The organism is Streptomyces griseus (assembly GCF_900460065.1).
GTDB classification, from domain to species: domain Bacteria; phylum Actinomycetota; class Actinomycetes; order Streptomycetales; family Streptomycetaceae; genus Streptomyces; species Streptomyces griseus.
Genome location: NZ_UAVD01000036.1, coordinates 75230 through 90960 on the forward strand (window position 1 = coordinate 75230; position 15731 = coordinate 90960).

General features: G+C 69.5%; 11 protein-coding genes. 3 read left to right on the forward strand and 8 right to left on the reverse strand.

Annotated features, from left to right (window positions below):
* Nucleotides 1-46 precede the first annotated feature (46 nt).
* The 6 genes from DTB53_RS26085 to ssd all read right to left on the reverse strand — a co-directional run bounded on the left by DTB53_RS26085 (nucleotide 47) and on the right by ssd (nucleotide 7430).
* Nucleotides 47-1105: a hypothetical protein gene (locus tag DTB53_RS26085; protein ID WP_042496572.1), complete on the reverse strand. Its 1059-nt coding sequence runs from the start codon at nucleotides 1103-1105 to the stop codon at nucleotides 47-49.
* Nucleotides 1106-1226: 121 nt separating this feature from the next.
* Nucleotides 1227-2465 (reverse strand): hypothetical protein, encoded by a 1239-nt coding sequence (locus DTB53_RS26090; protein WP_052295625.1) that lies wholly within the window; start codon nucleotides 2463-2465, stop codon nucleotides 1227-1229.
* 924 nt (nucleotides 2466-3389) lie between these two features.
* A complete protein-coding gene (locus DTB53_RS26100) occupies nucleotides 3390-4232 on the reverse strand; it encodes a type II secretion system F family protein (protein WP_012379808.1) in 843 nt (280 codons plus the stop codon).
* Complete coding sequence (locus DTB53_RS26105; RefSeq protein WP_012379809.1) at nucleotides 4229-5152, reverse strand: type II secretion system F family protein; 924 nt, start codon at nucleotides 5150-5152, stop codon at nucleotides 4229-4231. The genes DTB53_RS26100 and DTB53_RS26105 overlap by 4 nt, the downstream gene beginning before the upstream one ends.
* Nucleotides 5149-6297, reverse strand: coding sequence for a TadA family conjugal transfer-associated ATPase (locus DTB53_RS26110; protein ID WP_003967436.1), 1149 nt, complete (start codon nucleotides 6295-6297; stop codon nucleotides 5149-5151). The genes DTB53_RS26105 and DTB53_RS26110 overlap by 4 nt, the downstream gene beginning before the upstream one ends.
* A complete protein-coding gene (gene ssd / locus DTB53_RS26115) occupies nucleotides 6294-7430 on the reverse strand; it encodes a septum site-determining protein Ssd (protein ID WP_012379810.1) in 1137 nt (378 codons plus the stop codon). Before ssd ends, DTB53_RS26110 begins: the two co-directional genes overlap by 4 nt.
* A 499-nt stretch (nucleotides 7431-7929) precedes the next feature.
* On the opposite strand from ssd, the gene DTB53_RS26120 reads away from it, so the two are divergent.
* Nucleotides 7930-8775: an HAD family hydrolase gene (locus DTB53_RS26120; protein ID WP_012379811.1), complete on the forward strand. Its 846-nt coding sequence runs from the start codon at nucleotides 7930-7932 to the stop codon at nucleotides 8773-8775.
* 769 nt (nucleotides 8776-9544) lie between these two features.
* Here DTB53_RS26120 and DTB53_RS26125 read toward each other — a convergent pair.
* A complete protein-coding gene (locus DTB53_RS26125) occupies nucleotides 9545-10369 on the reverse strand; it encodes a Fic family protein (protein ID WP_003967439.1) in 825 nt (274 codons plus the stop codon).
* A 102-nt stretch (nucleotides 10370-10471) separates the two neighbouring features.
* Between DTB53_RS26125 and DTB53_RS26130 the strand changes: the two genes are divergently transcribed.
* Nucleotides 10472-11467: an ATP-binding protein gene (locus tag DTB53_RS26130; protein WP_030701078.1), complete on the forward strand. Its 996-nt coding sequence runs from the start codon at nucleotides 10472-10474 to the stop codon at nucleotides 11465-11467.
* A 197-nt stretch (nucleotides 11468-11664) separates the two neighbouring features.
* Here DTB53_RS26130 and DTB53_RS26135 read toward each other — a convergent pair whose 3' ends face one another.
* On the reverse strand, nucleotides 11665-13209 hold the full coding sequence (locus DTB53_RS26135; RefSeq protein WP_042496576.1) for a lipoprotein: 1545 nt from the start codon (nucleotides 13207-13209) through the stop codon (nucleotides 11665-11667).
* A gap of 493 nt (nucleotides 13210-13702) precedes the next feature.
* Between DTB53_RS26135 and acs the strand changes: the two genes are divergently transcribed.
* Nucleotides 13703-15700, forward strand: a complete 1998-nt coding sequence (gene acs / locus DTB53_RS26140; RefSeq protein WP_030701082.1) for an acetate--CoA ligase — start codon at nucleotides 13703-13705, stop codon at nucleotides 15698-15700.
* The last annotated feature ends 31 nt before the right edge of the window (nucleotides 15701-15731 follow it).

Here is a 15731-nt window from a genome sequence, read left to right on the forward strand (position 1 = left end):
GCCGGGGATGGGACAGGCGCGTGCCTGCCCCATCCCCGGTGCTTGATCACTGGTGCTTCGACTGGCTGAGCGAGGCTGTTGTGGCCCGGTCGAAGGGTAGATCCGTCAGGGGGAGTAGGTGTTTCGTCAGCTCTGGTACTGCCTTCGATAGGCACTCCATTGCGATTCCCAGGGCCTGGCGATGCTCGCGCGCGAAGAGGTGATCGAACGCCGGCGCCTTCCAAGCGTCGCCACCGAGCAGGGCGTCGAAAACGGCCAGGTCTATGGTCTGCGGCAGCTGGCGAGCGATGGGGCTTCGGCGTCGTAGCCGCTCGGCGAGGTCCATGAAGTTAACCAGCCACGTTGGCGTCTGCGACATTGCGTCGCGGACGGAGGGCACAGGGCGTTCAACCGGGGGTGCGCCTGCCACTCGGTAGGCCTGGTGAATCGTTACGAGCTCCTCACGGAGCAAGGCGTCAGCCATCTCCGCCACTCTCAAGATCTGGCGATCGTGTGGATCTCCCGTGTTCAGCCCTTGCTCGATCTCTCGTCGCGTCCCCTCGGCGCCCACAGTGTCGGTCCGGCCGCCGGCACGTAGCGCGGCGGATACCAGCGCTTGGAGAACGTGACCTGCCAGCAGCTTGGCCAAGGGATTGGGAAGAACCGTCCCGATGCGCGTCACCTCATCGAGAGTCAGCAGCGCTCCGAGGACTCTGTGAGGATCAGCCAAGAGCGCATCGTGCCTAAGGAAGGAGACGAGCCCCGACGGGAGGTCTCCAATCTTCTTGAGCTGCTGATCCGCGGCAGCGCTTTCCTCCTTGAAGGAAGTCTCCCCGATCGCGGCGAAGTGCTGCGGTACGTGTTCCAGGACCTGCTCACGACGCTCCAACTCGGAGCTGGCAAATAGGTCAACCCCGATGTGACGCGCTACCCCACGGCCCGCCTCAGTGACGGTTTGGCGAACGAGCGCGGAGCGGTCCGCACCGACCAGTTCCTGCAGCCCGCGCAACCACAGGAGGCGGTCCTGCTCTCCGCTCTGTCCGCGGGTGGACTTGCACTCGCTGATGCCGATGTGTGGACGGAGCCTTGAGTCGAAATCGATGGACAGCACATCGATGTCTGTCACGGTCCGCGGCCGACCTCCGACGCTCTGCGTAACGGGGTGACGTACACGGACGAGTGCACCATCTGCGAACTCAGCGCGGGCGAACCGGCGCTCCAGTTCGTCGCCCTTCTCTTTTCCAGCCCTACCGGTCATAGCGCCGTCGCCCCATTTCCTGTCGCAGTGCGGCGAGAATGTCTTGCGAAGCGCTGCGGCTGGGGGCGGCCTCCTTGGATGGCTGGACCAGGCGCCGCGCGCGTTCTGCCTCAGGATGACGGTAACCGCGCTGGCCTTGGAGAGCGCCCGACGTAGTGTTTCCGTCCGCGCTGTCCTCAAGGTAGGTGATGGCCTCTTCCGCGACGTCTGCCTGCAGAAGGACGAACTTCTTGAACTTGTACGCAGGCTCAACGCGGACGATTCCGGCAGTTTCAAGCATGGAGTAGTCAGTGCCGATGTTGGGGGCATCTCCTGCCTCGCCATCACGCAGCAGCCTTCGGAGGAAGGCGGTTGGAGAAAAGAGCCGATTGCTGGCGAATCGTCGAGCGAACACCATGGAGCCGATGAGCTGACGCACGTGCCCGGACGGGTCGGCTCCTGTCGGGGCGTCGAACACGGATCGTCCCATGTGCGGAGAGAAGAGAAATGCGCGCTCCTGGCCTCCGAGTGTAGTGACGATGGATCGCAGCAGAAGCCCTTGGGAGACGGCATAGTCCACCCACTTCCGATCCCCGGACTGAATCTCATCCTCGGGCATTCCAGCTGTCGCAGCCACCTCCTCCAAAATGCCGCTCAGCGCAGCGCGCACAGCCCCATCCTCCGCCTGCAGTGCGGCATGAGAATGGTCCTTGTCAACTGCCCAGACATTGGGGTTGAAGAGCACCTCAGCCCCGTCGGCGCTACGTTGACGCGTGCAGAGGTGCAGAGATTCGAGGTTCTCGATGGCGCGAACGGCGAGGTCTTCAGGTCCGAGTGTCGCGCACTCCTCCTTCGCCGTCGAGATGGTGATGGGCATGATGGTGGTCGTGCGGAGAATCGTGAGAGCCATCATCTCAAGCGGTTCAGGCATGACGTTACTGAGAACGCTGTCGGCGCGCTGGTAAAGGTCTTCGATAGGCGGGATCTTCTCGGACACCACCTTGATGGCACCCTCGCCGTCGCGCTCAAGGTCGACAAGGCCCAGCACCTCAAGCGTGGGAAGAAATTCCCTGCGGATCTCCCGCTTACTGATGCCAGCGCTGACCCCCAGGGCCTCGACACGTTCGGGGGGGCTCACGCCACTGCCGCGAAGGCGGAGTGCGAGCTCGAAAATCCTGCCGGCGAACTCAAGCTGGGCGAGGTCAGCCTTCGGCTGACTGGCCCCGTAGGTGCTCAGGTGTCGTGACATGCCGACGAGCAGTTCTGCAGTTGGTAGCAACGGAGTCTCCGGGAGGCAGCGAGGAGCCGCCACAGCATCGTTGTGGTCCGGCCGACTGAGTGACCTCAGTCGCACACCATGGTGCGACACCGCCCGCACAGATAGTCACTCTTTCCGGAGATCTGCTCTACCTTCGTCGTGCGAAACTTTCCGCCAGCGGTCTTGCTGTCTGGTGGTCTTGCTGTAGAGCCGCCGACGTCTCCGTACGGCAGCGTGGTCGAGATACCGGGCACCTGCAGGCGCGTGCTCACAACCCATCAGTACACGGCCCCGTACAGGCCTATGTACTGCCTGACCCCCATCAGCGCGGTGTAGTTCGTCCACACCTCCCGCACCTTCCGGCACTTCGTGATCTGCACTGCCAGAGGCAACCGCCGCCGGGACAACGCTCCGCCGGGCTGGAAGCGCCTGGCAGCTCATGGCGAGTGAAGACGATACGCCTTTCGTACTCGAACGTACCTCATGTGCCTAGGGAGCCTGCCTGTCATCTACCAGTGGGTTTACTTGACAACCCTAGATAAGGGAGGTTCCCACCGCGTACTCGGACGTGGTCATCCCTCGGTCGGAACGACCGAGCCGCCCCGCCCACCGAGCGACCCAGGTCGGCCTCCGGCCCGGCACACCTGAGGACAGTGGGCCTCCGCGCAGAACGTCGACGGCCCGGTCCCCGAGCTTCTTTTCCATTTCATCCCCCGATGAGCATCGATAACGAGCGGGCGCCCGAACGGAACGCCACGGGTTGACAGCGAAACTGAATGGCCGACAGGTCGATCCCGGCCGCGAAAGCCCGGCCGCACTTCCAGCCCGGCGGACGCACCAGCCAGCTTTGGCGGGCGCGGTTCACCGACTCGCACGGCCTTACCGACTCGCGCGGCCTCATCGGCCCGCGCAGGCTCACCGGCCCGGTCGGCCGTTCGCGAGCAGGTCGCCGGCCAGGCCGATGATCACCGGCGCCACCCCGACCGCCAGGAAGGCGGGGAGGAAGCAGAGGCCGACCGGCGCGGTGATCAACACCCCGGCCCGTTGCGCCCGCGCCACCGCCGCGGCGGCTCGCTCGGCGCGTATCGACGCGGCCAGCCTGGCCACCGGCTCCGCGGCCGGAGCTCCCGTCGAACCGGCCCGGTGCAGACAGCGGGCCAGTGGGCCGGCGCCCGGTATCTCCCCGAACCGACCCCACGCCTCCGCCGGCTCACCGCCGAGGCGGATCTCGGCGGCCGTGCGGGCGAGCCGGTCGCCTACGGGGCCGCCGATGGAGTCACCCACCTCCGCGGCAGCCTCCCGAGGACCTGCCCCGACGGCGATACAGGCCGCGAGCAGATCCGCGGCCAGCGGAAGCTGACCGGCGATCACGGCCCGCTCCGGGTGGGCACCGCCGGGACGAGCGCGGGGCCGGGTCCGCCCCCACCGCCACATCCCGTACGCGGCGATCGAACCGACCGCGCAGCCCATCGCACCGCCCACCAGAATCCATCCCGCCAGGCAGGACCCGACCGGGGCCGCCCATCGCCGGGCCGACTCGGGGAGACCCGAAGCACCGCTCGCCCGGAACGGCGCGACCAGTCGGCTCCCCCAGCCCGGGCGTGCCGCGATGACCGTCCCCAGCAGCAGTGCGCCCCGCCCACGGACCGCCCGCTCTCGACATCCGGCGGCGATCACGGCCGCCAGCTGGACCGCCGCGCCCAGCAACGCCGCGGCCGTCCCCAGGCTGTGGAGAACTTCTCCGCCCGCCACGTTCACGCCGCCTCCGCTCCACGCACGATCCGGCAGGCCCAGTACAGCCCGGCCGCCTCCAGGAACACGCCCACCGCCAGACAGGCCAGGCCGCCCGGGGTGTGCAGCAGCACGCGCAAGGGTTCGGCTCCGAGCGCCGCTCCCAGTCCCAGACCGGCACATGGGAGCAGTGCCAGGACCACGACCGTCGACCACGCTCCCGCCAGGTGGGCGCGCAGCTCCTCCCGTCTGCGCCGGTCCTCCCGCAGCGCCGCCTCCAGGCGCTCCAGCCCGGTCGCCAGTCCGGCCCCTCCGTCCACGGCCACGCGCCAGCACGCGGCCATCCCGGACAGCCCCTCCAGCCCCGGGGCCTCGGCCGCCTGCCGCAGCGCCGCCGGCACGTCCCCGCCGAACCGCGCCGCCGCCAGCACCGCGGCCTCCGCATCTCCCAGCCGGCCGCCCGACGTGGGCGTGGCCGATGGATCGGCCCCAGCCGGACGTTCACGCAGCGCGGCCAGCAACGCCTGTCCCGGCTCACGGCCGGCCCGCAACTCCCCGACCACGGCTCCGCACAAGGCCGCCACCGCGGTCGCGGCCCGCTCCGCCTCCCGCGCTCCCGCCCGTCTCCGCAGCCACCGGCCCACCAGCGGGACCGCCACGGCCCCGGCGACCAGCGGCAACACCGAACCTCCCAGCGCCGCAAGGAGCACCGCGACCGGAACGCACCACCACTCCCGACGCCCACGGGCCGTGTCCCTCACCCGTTCCAGGGTCTGGAGCAGGTGTGGCCGCCAGCGGCTCCACGGCGGATCCGACTCCGTGGAGACGTCCACGAACAGCACCCGCGCCCGCCGAACACCCGTGTCCCGCACCATCGCGAGCCACACCGCTGCACCCGCGCAGAGGGCCACCGCATGGGCCGCGTACGCCGACGTCGGCCCCGTCACAGCGCACCCCCGATCAGCGACCGCAGACGTTCCCACCCGCGCTCCGGAACGAACCCGCCGACACCCCAGCTCAGGGCCGGAACCGTGAGGACCAGCCCCGCCGGATCCCGCTCCAGGACGTGGACCTCGGCGACGCGCCGTTGTCCCGTGCGGTCCCGCACGAGATGCACGACCACCGAGAGCGCGGCCGCCAACTGGCTGTGCAGTGCCACCCGGTCGAGGCCGGCCGCGGTGCCCAGCGCCTCCAGCCGGGCGGGAACGTGCTCGGCGGCATTGGCGTGGACCGTCCCGCACCCGCCTTCGTGTCCGGTGTTCAAGGCGGCCAGCAACTCCGTGACCTCGGCTCCTCGCACCTCTCCGACCACCAGTCGGTCGGGCCGCATGCGCAGTGCCTGCCGCACCAGATCCCGCAGCGTCACCCGGCCCGCCCCCTCCTGATTCGCCGGACGGGACTCCAGGCGGACCACGTGCGGATGGTCCGGTCGCAACTCGGCGGAGTCCTCGGCGAGCACGATCCGCTCGTTCGGGCCGACCGCGCCCAGCAGGCTGGCGAGGAGCGTCGTCTTGCCCGCCCCGGTGCCGCCGCTGATCACATAGGAGATCCGCGCTTCCACGAGCGCCCGCAGAATCCGGTCTCCGCCCGGCGGCACCGTGCCGGCCTCCACCAACTCCGCCGGCGAGAAGGCCCGAGGCCGCACCACCCGCAGGGAGAGACACGTCGAGCCGACGGACACCGGAGGCAGCACGGCGTGCATCCGGGTGCCGTCGGGCAGTCGTGCGTCCACCCACGGGCGGGCGTCGTCCAGCCTCCTGCCGGCCACCGCGGCGAGACGCTGCGCCAGCCTGCGCACCGCCGCCGCGTCAGGGAAGGTGACGCCCGTCAGCTGAAGGCCTCCGCCCCGGTCCACCCACACCCGGTCCGGCGCGGAGACCAGCACATCGGTCACCTCCGGATCCACGAGCAACGGCTCCAGCACCCCCGTGCCGACCAGTTCGCCGCGCAACTCCGCCGCGGCCCCGAGCACCTCGGCATCCCCCAGCAACCGCCCCTGGGCCCGCAGAGCGGCGGCCACTCCGGCCGGGGTGGGGGCGGCACCGCTGCGTGCCAGCCGCTGGCGTACGGCGTCGAGCAGTTCGTCCGTCATGCCGTCCCTCCCCCGGGCAGCCCGGTCACGGGGTTCGCGCCACCGGCGGCCGCCACCTGCTCCCAGAAGGCCGAACAGAACCGGGCCAGCGGGCCCCGTCCGCTGCCTCCGGGTGGGGTGCCGTCGTCCTGGGAGGCCAGAAGGCCCGGTTCCAGAGGAAGTTCGCCGACGAGTTGGAGGCCGGTGGCCCGGGCGACCCATCGCCCGTCCAGCCCCGACGCATACGGGCCCCGGGGCACCACCCGCAGATCGTCCAGCACCATGCCGGCCGCGGCCGCAACCCGTCTCGCCGCCGCCACCGCGCGCAGTTCGCCCGGCACCACGAGCAGACCGAGATCAAGTTGGGCCAGTGCTTCGGCGACCGACTCGTCGACCCGGCGCGGAAGGTCCACGACCACCACCCCGCCGAGCCGTCGCGCGGCGGCCAGCACCGCACGCATCGCCTGCGGCGGAATCACCACCTCGTCGTCCCGACCCCAGCTCAACACCCGCAACCCGTGGAGCGCGGGCAGCGAGTCCTCAAGAGCTCCGCCCCCGAGACGGCCCTTCGACTGCGCGAAATCCGGCCACCGCATGCCTTCGGCACGTTCGCCGCCGAGCAGGACATCGATCCCGCCGCCCAACGGGTCGGCGTCGATCAGCATCGTCCGCCCACCTGACCTCGCCGCACTCACGGCCAGGGCGCAGGCCAGTGTCGATGCGCCGGAGCCGCCCCGGCCGCCCATCACACCGACGCTGAAGGCGGGCCGTCCCACGCCCTCGGCGGCATTGGCGATCTGGTCGACGAGCCAGGCCTCGGAATCGGGCAGTCGCAGCACGTATTCGGCCCCGATCTCCACCGCGCGCCGCCACACCTCCGGGTCGTCCTGGTCCCGGCCGACCAGCATCACCCCCTTCCGGCGACCGGCGCCGCGGCAGCGCGCGGCGGCGTCATCTCCCACCAGCACCATCGGAGCCCGCTCCCAGCCGCCCCGACGTCCCGGCGGCCCGTGATGAACCTCCGGCTCGGCTCCGGCCGCCGCGCACAGCCGCAGCAGGTCGTCGAGCAGGTCCACGTCCTCCGTCACGATCAGCGGGCCTCCACGCCGCCCCTCGGCGACCGCCGTTCCTTCTCCCGCGATGGATCCAGCCACGATCTCCGCCCCCTTCTCACTGCCCTTCAGCGCGGTTCGCGGTGTTCTCGGAGCGTTCCGAGATGCGCGATTCCGGCACCCGCGGACTTCGCGGGTGGAATCAACGTGCAGCACCCCGGAAAATCATGTGGATCTTGATGAAAAACTGTGGACAACTTCGAGGCTGTGAATAACTTCGTAACCCGAACCAGCGACTTCCGGAGCGCAGCCCTGTGGCTACACACTGTGACGAGACGAGTCGCACGCCACCGGCTCGCGCAATCGGGCCGATGGACGGCCAGACGGGAGGCTCGGGTGGTTTCCACCCCTCAAACGCGTCCGGACATGCGACGACCCCCGCCGGGGGGGAGAGCGGGGGTCGTCCCCACGGCCGACTCGGGGGGGGGAGGAGTCGGGCCGGGTTAGCACGGTCGCGAACGATCCGTGACTTCCATGGTGTACCCGAGGGCCTTCTCAGGCAAACCCACGCGCCGGAGTTTACGCCGAATGGTGGGCCCCTATGCTCAGCGTTGTGGAAAACTGCTTCTCGCCGCGCACAGCAGCCTTCTTTGACCTGGACAAGACGGTCATTGCGAAGTCTTCGACGCTGACCTTCAGCAAGTCCTTCTACCAAGGCGGACTGATCAACCGCCGCGCTGTACTGCGCACTGCGTACGCACAGTTTGTGTTCCTCGCCGGGGGCGCCGATCACGACCAGATGGAGCGGATGCGTGAATACCTCTCCGCGCTCTGCAAGGGATGGAACGTCCAGCAGGTCAAGGAGATCGTCGCCGAGACCCTGCACGACCTGATCGACCCGATCATCTACGACGAGGCCGCCACCCTCATCGAAGAACACCACACGGCGGGGCGCGACGTGGTCATCGTCTCGACCTCCGGCGCCGAAGTCGTCGAGCCCATCGGCGAATTGCTGGGCGCCGACCGCGTCGTCGCCACACGTATGGTCGTCGGTGACGACGGGTGCTTCACGGGCGAGGTCGAGTACTACGCCTACGGGCCGACCAAGGCCGAGGCCGTGAAGGCGCTCGCGGTCTCGGAGGGGTACGACCTTTCGCGCTGCTACGCCTACAGCGACTCCGCGACCGATGTACCGATGCTGGAGTCGGTCGGCCACCCGCACGCGGTCAACCCCGACCGCGCGCTACGCCGCGAAGCGACCCTTCGCGAGTGGCCGATTCTCGTCTTCAACCGCCCGGTCCGGCTCAAGCAGCGACTGCCCGCCTTCACGATGCCTCCCCGGCCCGCTCTCGTGGCGGCGGCCGCGGTCGGCGCGGCAGCCGTCACCGCCGGTCTCGTCTGGTACGCCAGTCGCCGACGTACCGTCGGCGCCGCTCTGCCGGGGTGAGACGGGGCGGTTCCCGGCGGGGCGAGCAGGGACGCTCCACCGGACCGATGCCGCGCCCGATTAGCCCTTGATTGAACCCAAAAGTAAAGAAGCGGGGTCAGGGGTTTCCCTTCCCCTGGCCCTGGAGTACAAAGGATTTAACGGCCCGCGAGACCAAGGACATCCGTGAGGATGACCTGTTGACGCAGTACGGCCCCACGGACCGCGCACGAAAGCCGAGCACCCACGCGACGTCGACCCGTCGATTACGGGCCAGCCGCACCAGGTGACGGGCAAAGTACCCGACCTGATGGGCACATTACGAGGACGCTTGGTAACTGGGCGGACGTGCCAGCGGCGGTACCGCACATCGGTACCGCCGCAACCCTTGACCGGCCCATCACCCCGGCCCATCGCCCGGCCTCACGCTCCGGTCCATGGCCCCACCGCGCCGCGGCCACGGTCCCGGCACGGCAGAGGACTTCCCCGGCGCCCTAATGCCGCGTCTGCCTCAGCCGCAGCGCCGGCCCCGGTGCCGCGGCCCATCCCCGGCCGACGCCCCCCGTTCGACTCAGCCCCAGGCCGGCGGATGCCCGCATCCCACCCGGCTCCGCATCAGACACCGGCATCAGGCACCGGCATCACACGACACGAGCAGCGGATGCGTCCTGAAGCTCCCGGATGCGTCCGGACGCGCCCGGCCCCATCCAGCTCGGCAGCCGGATACCGGCATCACGCACCCAGCTCGGCGAACGCCGGGGTTCCTGCCCCCGGACAGCGGCAGGCCGGCTCAGGCGGCGCCGCGCTGGAGCGCCTCGCACACCGCGGTCGACTCGCGCACACCCAGTTCGACGGAGCGCCCGCAGTGGGTGATCCAGGCGGCCATACCCTCGGGGGTTCCGGCCGTGTAGCCCTCGAACGCCGCGACGTAGGCCGCCCGGCCCTGCTCGGCGTGTCCCACCTCGGCCGGGCAGATCGCCTTCGGGTCCAGCCCGCTGCCGATCAGCACGATGCGCTCGGCGGTCCGGGCCACCAGACCGTTGTGCGAGCCGAACGGCCGCAGTGCCAGCAGTTCGCCGTGCACCACGGCGGCCGTGACCAGGGCGGGGGCACTACTGTCGGCAATGACCAGCCGCGAGAGCCCTTCGAGCCGTCCGGCGACCTCCTCGGCCCCGGGGACCGGCGCCTCGATCAGCGGCTCGTCGACCGTCTCGCCCGCCAGCCGGGGGCGCCCCACCGCGTCGTCCGGGGTCGCCCCACCGGCCGCCACCAGGTGCAACCGGGCCAGCACCCGCAGCGGCGACTGCCGCCAGATGGAAAGGAGTTGACCCGCTTCCGCGGTAAGCCTCAGCGCGGCGCCGACCGTGCGCGCCTCGTCCTCACCACGAAAGTCGGTGCGCCGACGAACCTCCTCCAGGTTCCAGTCGGCACCGGACAGCGCGGCCGAACCGCGAGAGCCGCGCAGCGCCGCTTCGGCCGTGACCTCATTGCTGCGGCGTCGCATGACGCGATGACCGTAAACCCGGTCGACGGCCTTGCGCACGGAGTCCACGGCTTCGGGAACGCCGGGCAGGGAACCGAGCGCGGCGAGCGGATCAGAGGCAGTCGTACTCATAAGTAGCGAGGCTACGCGCCCACCCCACCCGCACCACCCTCAAGTGGCCATCTTCACGAACAGTGACAGCGCAACGCAACGGACCCACTACCCTAGGTGAACATGAAGATCGCTTTCGTCGGGAAGGGCGGCAGCGGAAAGACCACGCTGTCCTCGCTCTTCATCCGTCACCTCGCCGCCAACGAAGCCCACGTCATCGCCGTGGACGCCGACATCAACCAGCACCTGGGGGCCGCTCTCGGCCTGGACGAGGCAGAGGCCGCCGCGCTGCCCGCCATGGGGGCGCACCTCCCTCTCATCAAGGACTACCTGCGGGGCTCGAACCCTCGTATCGCCTCCGCCGAGACGATGATCAAAACGACTCCCCCCGGCGAGGGCTCCCGGCTGCTGCGGGTCCGCGAGGAGAACCCGATCTTCGCGGCCTGCGCGCGCACGGTTCGCCTCGACGACGGGGACGTCCGGCTGATGGCGACGGGGCCCTTCACGGAGTCCGATCTGGGCGTGGCCTGCTACCACTCCAAGGTCGGGGCCGTGGAGCTCTGCCTCAACCACCTGGTCGACGGTCCCGACGAGTACGTCGTGGTCGACATGACGGCGGGCTCCGACTCGTTCGCCTCGGGTATGTTCACGCGCTTCGACATGACGTTCCTGGTCGCGGAGCCGACCCGTAAGGGGGTGTCGGTGTATCGCCAGTACAAGGAGTACGCACGCGACTTCGGCGTCGCCCTGAAGGTCGTGGGAAACAAGGTGCAGGGCCCGGACGACCTGGAGTTCCTGCGCGCGGAGGTCGGCGACGACCTGCTGATCGGGATCGGCCACTCCGACTGGGTACGGTCGATGGAGAAGGGCCGGCCGTCCAGGTTCGAACTGCTGGAGGCCGACAACCGGATGGCCCTGCAGACGTTGCAGGACACCGCCGAGGACTCGTACGGATCGCGTGACTGGGAGCGCTACACGCGCCAGATGGTCCACTTCCACCTGAAGAACGCCGAGAGTTGGGGCAACGAGAAGACCGGAGCCGACCTGGCCGCCCAGGTCGACCCCGCCTTCGTGCTCGACGAACGCCACACCGGAGCGGGCGTGACCACGCCCGTCTGACCCGTCACACGGAACCCCCTCGCCGGCACCTTTCCGTAGCCGACGAGGGGGACGAGGGGGACGAGTGATGCGGCACGCGCGACCGGCCCATGCCTCGGCCGGCGTTCTCCCGGTGCTCCGGCCAACCGCTCCGGGCTCCAGACCGTCGCTCGGGGCTTCAGCCAACCCATCCGGGCTTCAGACCGTCGCTCGGGGCTTCAGCCGGTCGCTCCGGCGGGGTCCGGACCCGCGTCCTCCTGACCCGAGGCGTTGCCGGGAGCCTGGTCCGGAGCTTGGTCCGGGGCCTCTCCGGCGTCCTCGGCGGGAGCCTGGCCGGGGGCTTCTGCGGCGCCCCCGCCCGGAGCCTGACCCTCACCCCCGTCCTGCTCCTGTTCCTGGCCCCGGCCCTGGTCCTTGCCCTGCCCCTTTTCCGAGCCCTTCTCCGTGTCCTTGTCCGTCCCTGTCCGCGTCCCCGTCTCCTTGTCCGCGGGGCGCGCGGCGGCCTGCTGCGTGCCGAGGTAGGACGACCAGCCCGTCTTGGGCGCCTCGCCGACGCCGAGCGTGGTGAGCTTGGCCAGCGTCCGAGGGTCCTGTGCGTCCAGCCAGTCGGCGAGCTGGCGGAAGGACACGCAGCGCACGCCCTCCTTGGTGCACACCTGGGCGATGGTCTCCTCGATGGCGCGCATGTAGGTGCCGCCGTTCCAGGACTCGAAGTGGTTGCCGATGATCAGAGGCGCCCGGTTGCCGTTGTACGAGCGGTCGAAGGCCTGGAGCAGACCGTCCCGCATCTGGTTGCCCCAGTACTCGTGCTGGGAGGGGTCGCCCTGGGTGGCCGTCCCGGACTGGTTGACCATGAAGTTGTAGTCCATGGAGAGGGTCTCGAAGGCGCGGCCCGGCATCGGGACGAGCTGGAGCGGAATGTCCCAGACCCCGTCCTTCTTCTTGGGCCAGACCTGGTTGCCGACGCCGCTGGAGTCGTAGCGGAAGCCCATGGTCCGGGCGGCGGCGACCATGTTCTTCTGACCTTCGAGACAGGGGGTGCGGGCGCCGATCAGTTCCTTGTCGTAGTCGAAGGGGAGCGGGGCCTCGCCCTTCAGCTCCGGCGTGTTGGTCTTCCAGCTCTTGACGAAAGCTTTCGCCTGGCTGATCTCGCTCTTCCACTCATCGACGGACCAGGTCCCGACGCCCCCGTCCGCGCCGCAGAAGTGGCCGTTGAAGTGGGTGCCGATCTCGTTGCCTTCCAGCCAGGCGGCTCGCACCTCGGCCAGGGTGTCGCGGATGCCCCCGGTGTCGTTGAAGCCGATGTCGGAACGGCCCGGCGCGTGCTGGGGCGGGTTGTAGAGGTCCTTCTTCTCCTCCGGCAGCAGGTACACGCCGCTGAGGAAATAGGTCATCTTGGCGTTGTACTTCTTGGCCACGCCGCGGAAGTGCGAGAAGAGTTTCTGGCTGTCCTCCCCGGCACCGTCCCAGGAGAAGACCACGAACTGGGGAGGCTTCTCGCCGGGCGCCAGGCGCTTGGCGGCCGGCAGCTTCGGCTGGACCCCGGTGAAGGCGGTGGACCCGTCTCCGATGAGCTTGATCGCGTTCTTCGGTGCGGCGCCCGCCGGAGGGTTCTCCTTGGCGCCGTGGGCGCCCTTCTCCGTGTCGGCTCCGGCACCCCCGGACGCGGACCCCCCGGATCCGGACCCGGAGCAGCCCGCGAGTACGGCGACCAAGGCCGTGGACATGACGCCCAAGGCGATCCTCTTCGTGGCGGCCATCATCCGCCCACCCTCTTCCTTGCAGGTTATTTGCGTTGAAGTGCCGACACGGCGCGGCCAAATTCGCACGCGGTTCCGCACAGCAAGGGCGACATACCGAATGAAAAGCTGCTTATTCGCTAATAAGAGTTATTAACTAGGCCGAACGCCTCCAGCCAGCACGAACGCTTCCGACCAGCCCGAACACCCCGGCCTGAACCGAGCGACCCCCGGGGCCGTGTAAACAGGTGACCCACTCCGCATCGCACTCGACCCCTCCGGCACGCCCACCACACCCGGCACGCCCAGCACAACCGGCACACAACGCACCCGGCACACCGGACGCACCCCGCACACCCGACGCACACGACGCACACGACGGGGAGGAACCGCCGTGCGTGACGCGTCGTGCGACGGCCCTCGACCGCGGAGCGGGATCATGGCCCCATACACGAAAACACAGGTCTAAACCAATTCCCGGAAGGCCCTTGTCACCTGGCCCCGCGCCTGATGAGCTATGCCCCGGGACACAACGGACACCCTGGGACTGGGAGAAGTCGTGAGCAACGAGAGCCTGGCCAACCTGCTTCGGGAAGAGCGGAAATTCGCTCCGCCTGCCGAGCTGGCCGCCAACGCCAACGTCACCGCAGAGGCGTACGAGCAGGCCGAGGCGGACCGGCTGGGCTTCTGGGCCGAGCAGGCCCGCCGCCTGACGTGGGACACCGAGCCGACCGAGACCCTCGACTGGAGCAACCCGCCCTTCGCGAAGTGGTTCGCGGACGGCAAGCTGAACGTCGCGTACAACTGCGTGGACCGCCACGTCGAGGCGGGCAACGGCGACCGGGTCGCCATCCACTTCGAGGGCGAGCCGGGCGACAGCCGGGCCATCACCTACGCGGAGCTGAAGGACGAGGTCTCCCGCGCCGCCAACGCGCTGACCGAACTGGGCGTCGGCAAGGGCGACCGGGTCGCCGTCTACCTGCCGATGATCCCCGAGGCCGCGATCGCGATGCTGGCCTGCGCCCGCATCGGCGCCGCGCACTCCGTGGTCTTCGGCGGCTTCTCGGCCGACGCCATCGCCGCCCGCATCAAGGACGCGGACGCCAAGGTAGTCATCACCGCCGACGGCGGCTACCGCCGCGGCAAGCCGTCCGCGCTCAAGCCCGCCGTCGACGACGCCGTCTCGCGCTTCGAGAACGTCGAGCACGTCCTCGTCGTCCGCCGCACCGGCCAGGACACCGCGTGGACCGAGGGCCGCGACGTCTGGTGGCACGAGATCACCGCCCGGCAGTCCGCCGAGCACACCCCCGAGGCCTTCGAGGCCGAGCAGCCGCTGTTCATCCTCTACACCTCGGGCACCACGGGTAAGCCGAAGGGGATCCTGCACACCTCCGGCGGCTACCTCACCCAGGCCTCGTACACGCACCACGCGGTCTTCGACCTCAAGCCGGAGACCGACGTCTACTGGTGCACCGCCGACATCGGCTGGGTGACCGGGCACTCGTACATCGTGTACGGGCCGCTGGCCAACGGCGCGACGCAGGTCATGTACGAGGGCACCCCGGACACCCCGCACCAGGGCCGGTTCTGGGAGATCGTGCAGAAGTACGGCGTCACGATCCTCTACACCGCCCCCACGGCGATCCGTACGTTCATGAAGTGGGGCGACGACATCCCCGCGAAATTCGACCTGAGCAGCCTCCGCGTCCTGGGTTCGGTCGGTGAGCCGATCAACCCCGAGGCGTGGATGTGGTACCGGAAGAACATCGGCGCCGACAAGTGCCCCATCGTGGACACCTGGTGGCAGACCGAGACCGGCGCGATGATGATCGCGCCGCTGCCCGGCGTGACGGAGACGAAGCCGGGAAGCGCCCAGCGCGCGCTGCCGGGCATCGCCGCCACCGTCGTGGACGACGACGCCAACGAGGTGCCGAACGGCGGGGGCGGCTACCTCGTCCTCACCGAGCCGTGGCCCTCCATGCTCCGCACCATCTGGGGCGACGACCAGCGGTTCATCGACACCTACTGGTCGCGTTTCGAGGGCAAGTACTTCGCGGGCGACGGGGCGAAGAAGGACGAGGACGGCGACATCTGGCTGCTGGGCCGGGTCGACGACGTCATGCTCGTCTCGGGGCACAACATCTCCACCACCGAGGTCGAGTCCGCCCTCGTCTCCCACCCGTCGGTCGCCGAGGCGGCCGTGGTCGGGGCGAACGACGAGACGACGGGCCAGGCCATCGTGGCGTTCGTGATCCTGCGCGGTTCGGCCACCGCCTCCGACGAGCTGGTCGCGGAGCTGCGCAACCACGTCGGCGCGACCCTCGGCCCAATCGCCAAGCCCAAGCGGGTCCTCCCGGTCGCCGAGCTGCCCAAGACGCGCTCCGGCAAGATCATGCGCCGCCTGCTGCGCGACGTCGCCGAGAACCGCGAGCTGGGCGACGTCACCACCCTCACGGACTCCTCCGTGATGGACCTGATCACCACCCAGCTGCCGTCCTCCTCGTCCGAGGACTGACAGCCGGAGGGGACGCACCAGTACGGCTCCG

Bases quoted from the DNA above. Each gene is read 5' to 3' on its own strand.
- DTB53_RS26090 (WP_052295625.1), bottom strand. From the start codon at position 2,465: ATGTCACGACACCTGAGCACCTACGGGGCCAGTCAGCCGAAGGCTGAC.
- DTB53_RS26110 (WP_003967436.1), bottom strand. From the start codon at position 6,297: ATGACGGACGAACTGCTCGACGCCGTACGCCAGCGGCTGGCACGCAGC.
- DTB53_RS26120 (WP_012379811.1), top strand. From the start codon at position 7,930: ATGCTCAGCGTTGTGGAAAACTGCTTCTCGCCGCGCACAGCAGCCTTC.
- DTB53_RS26125 (WP_003967439.1), bottom strand. From the start codon at position 10,369: ATGAGTACGACTGCCTCTGATCCGCTCGCCGCGCTCGGTTCCCTGCCC.
- DTB53_RS26130 (WP_030701078.1), top strand. From the start codon at position 10,472: ATGAAGATCGCTTTCGTCGGGAAGGGCGGCAGCGGAAAGACCACGCTG.
- DTB53_RS26135 (WP_042496576.1), bottom strand. From the start codon at position 13,209: ATGATGGCCGCCACGAAGAGGATCGCCTTGGGCGTCATGTCCACGGCC.
- acs (WP_030701082.1), top strand. From the start codon at position 13,703: ATGCCCCGGGACACAACGGACACCCTGGGACTGGGAGAAGTCGTGAGC.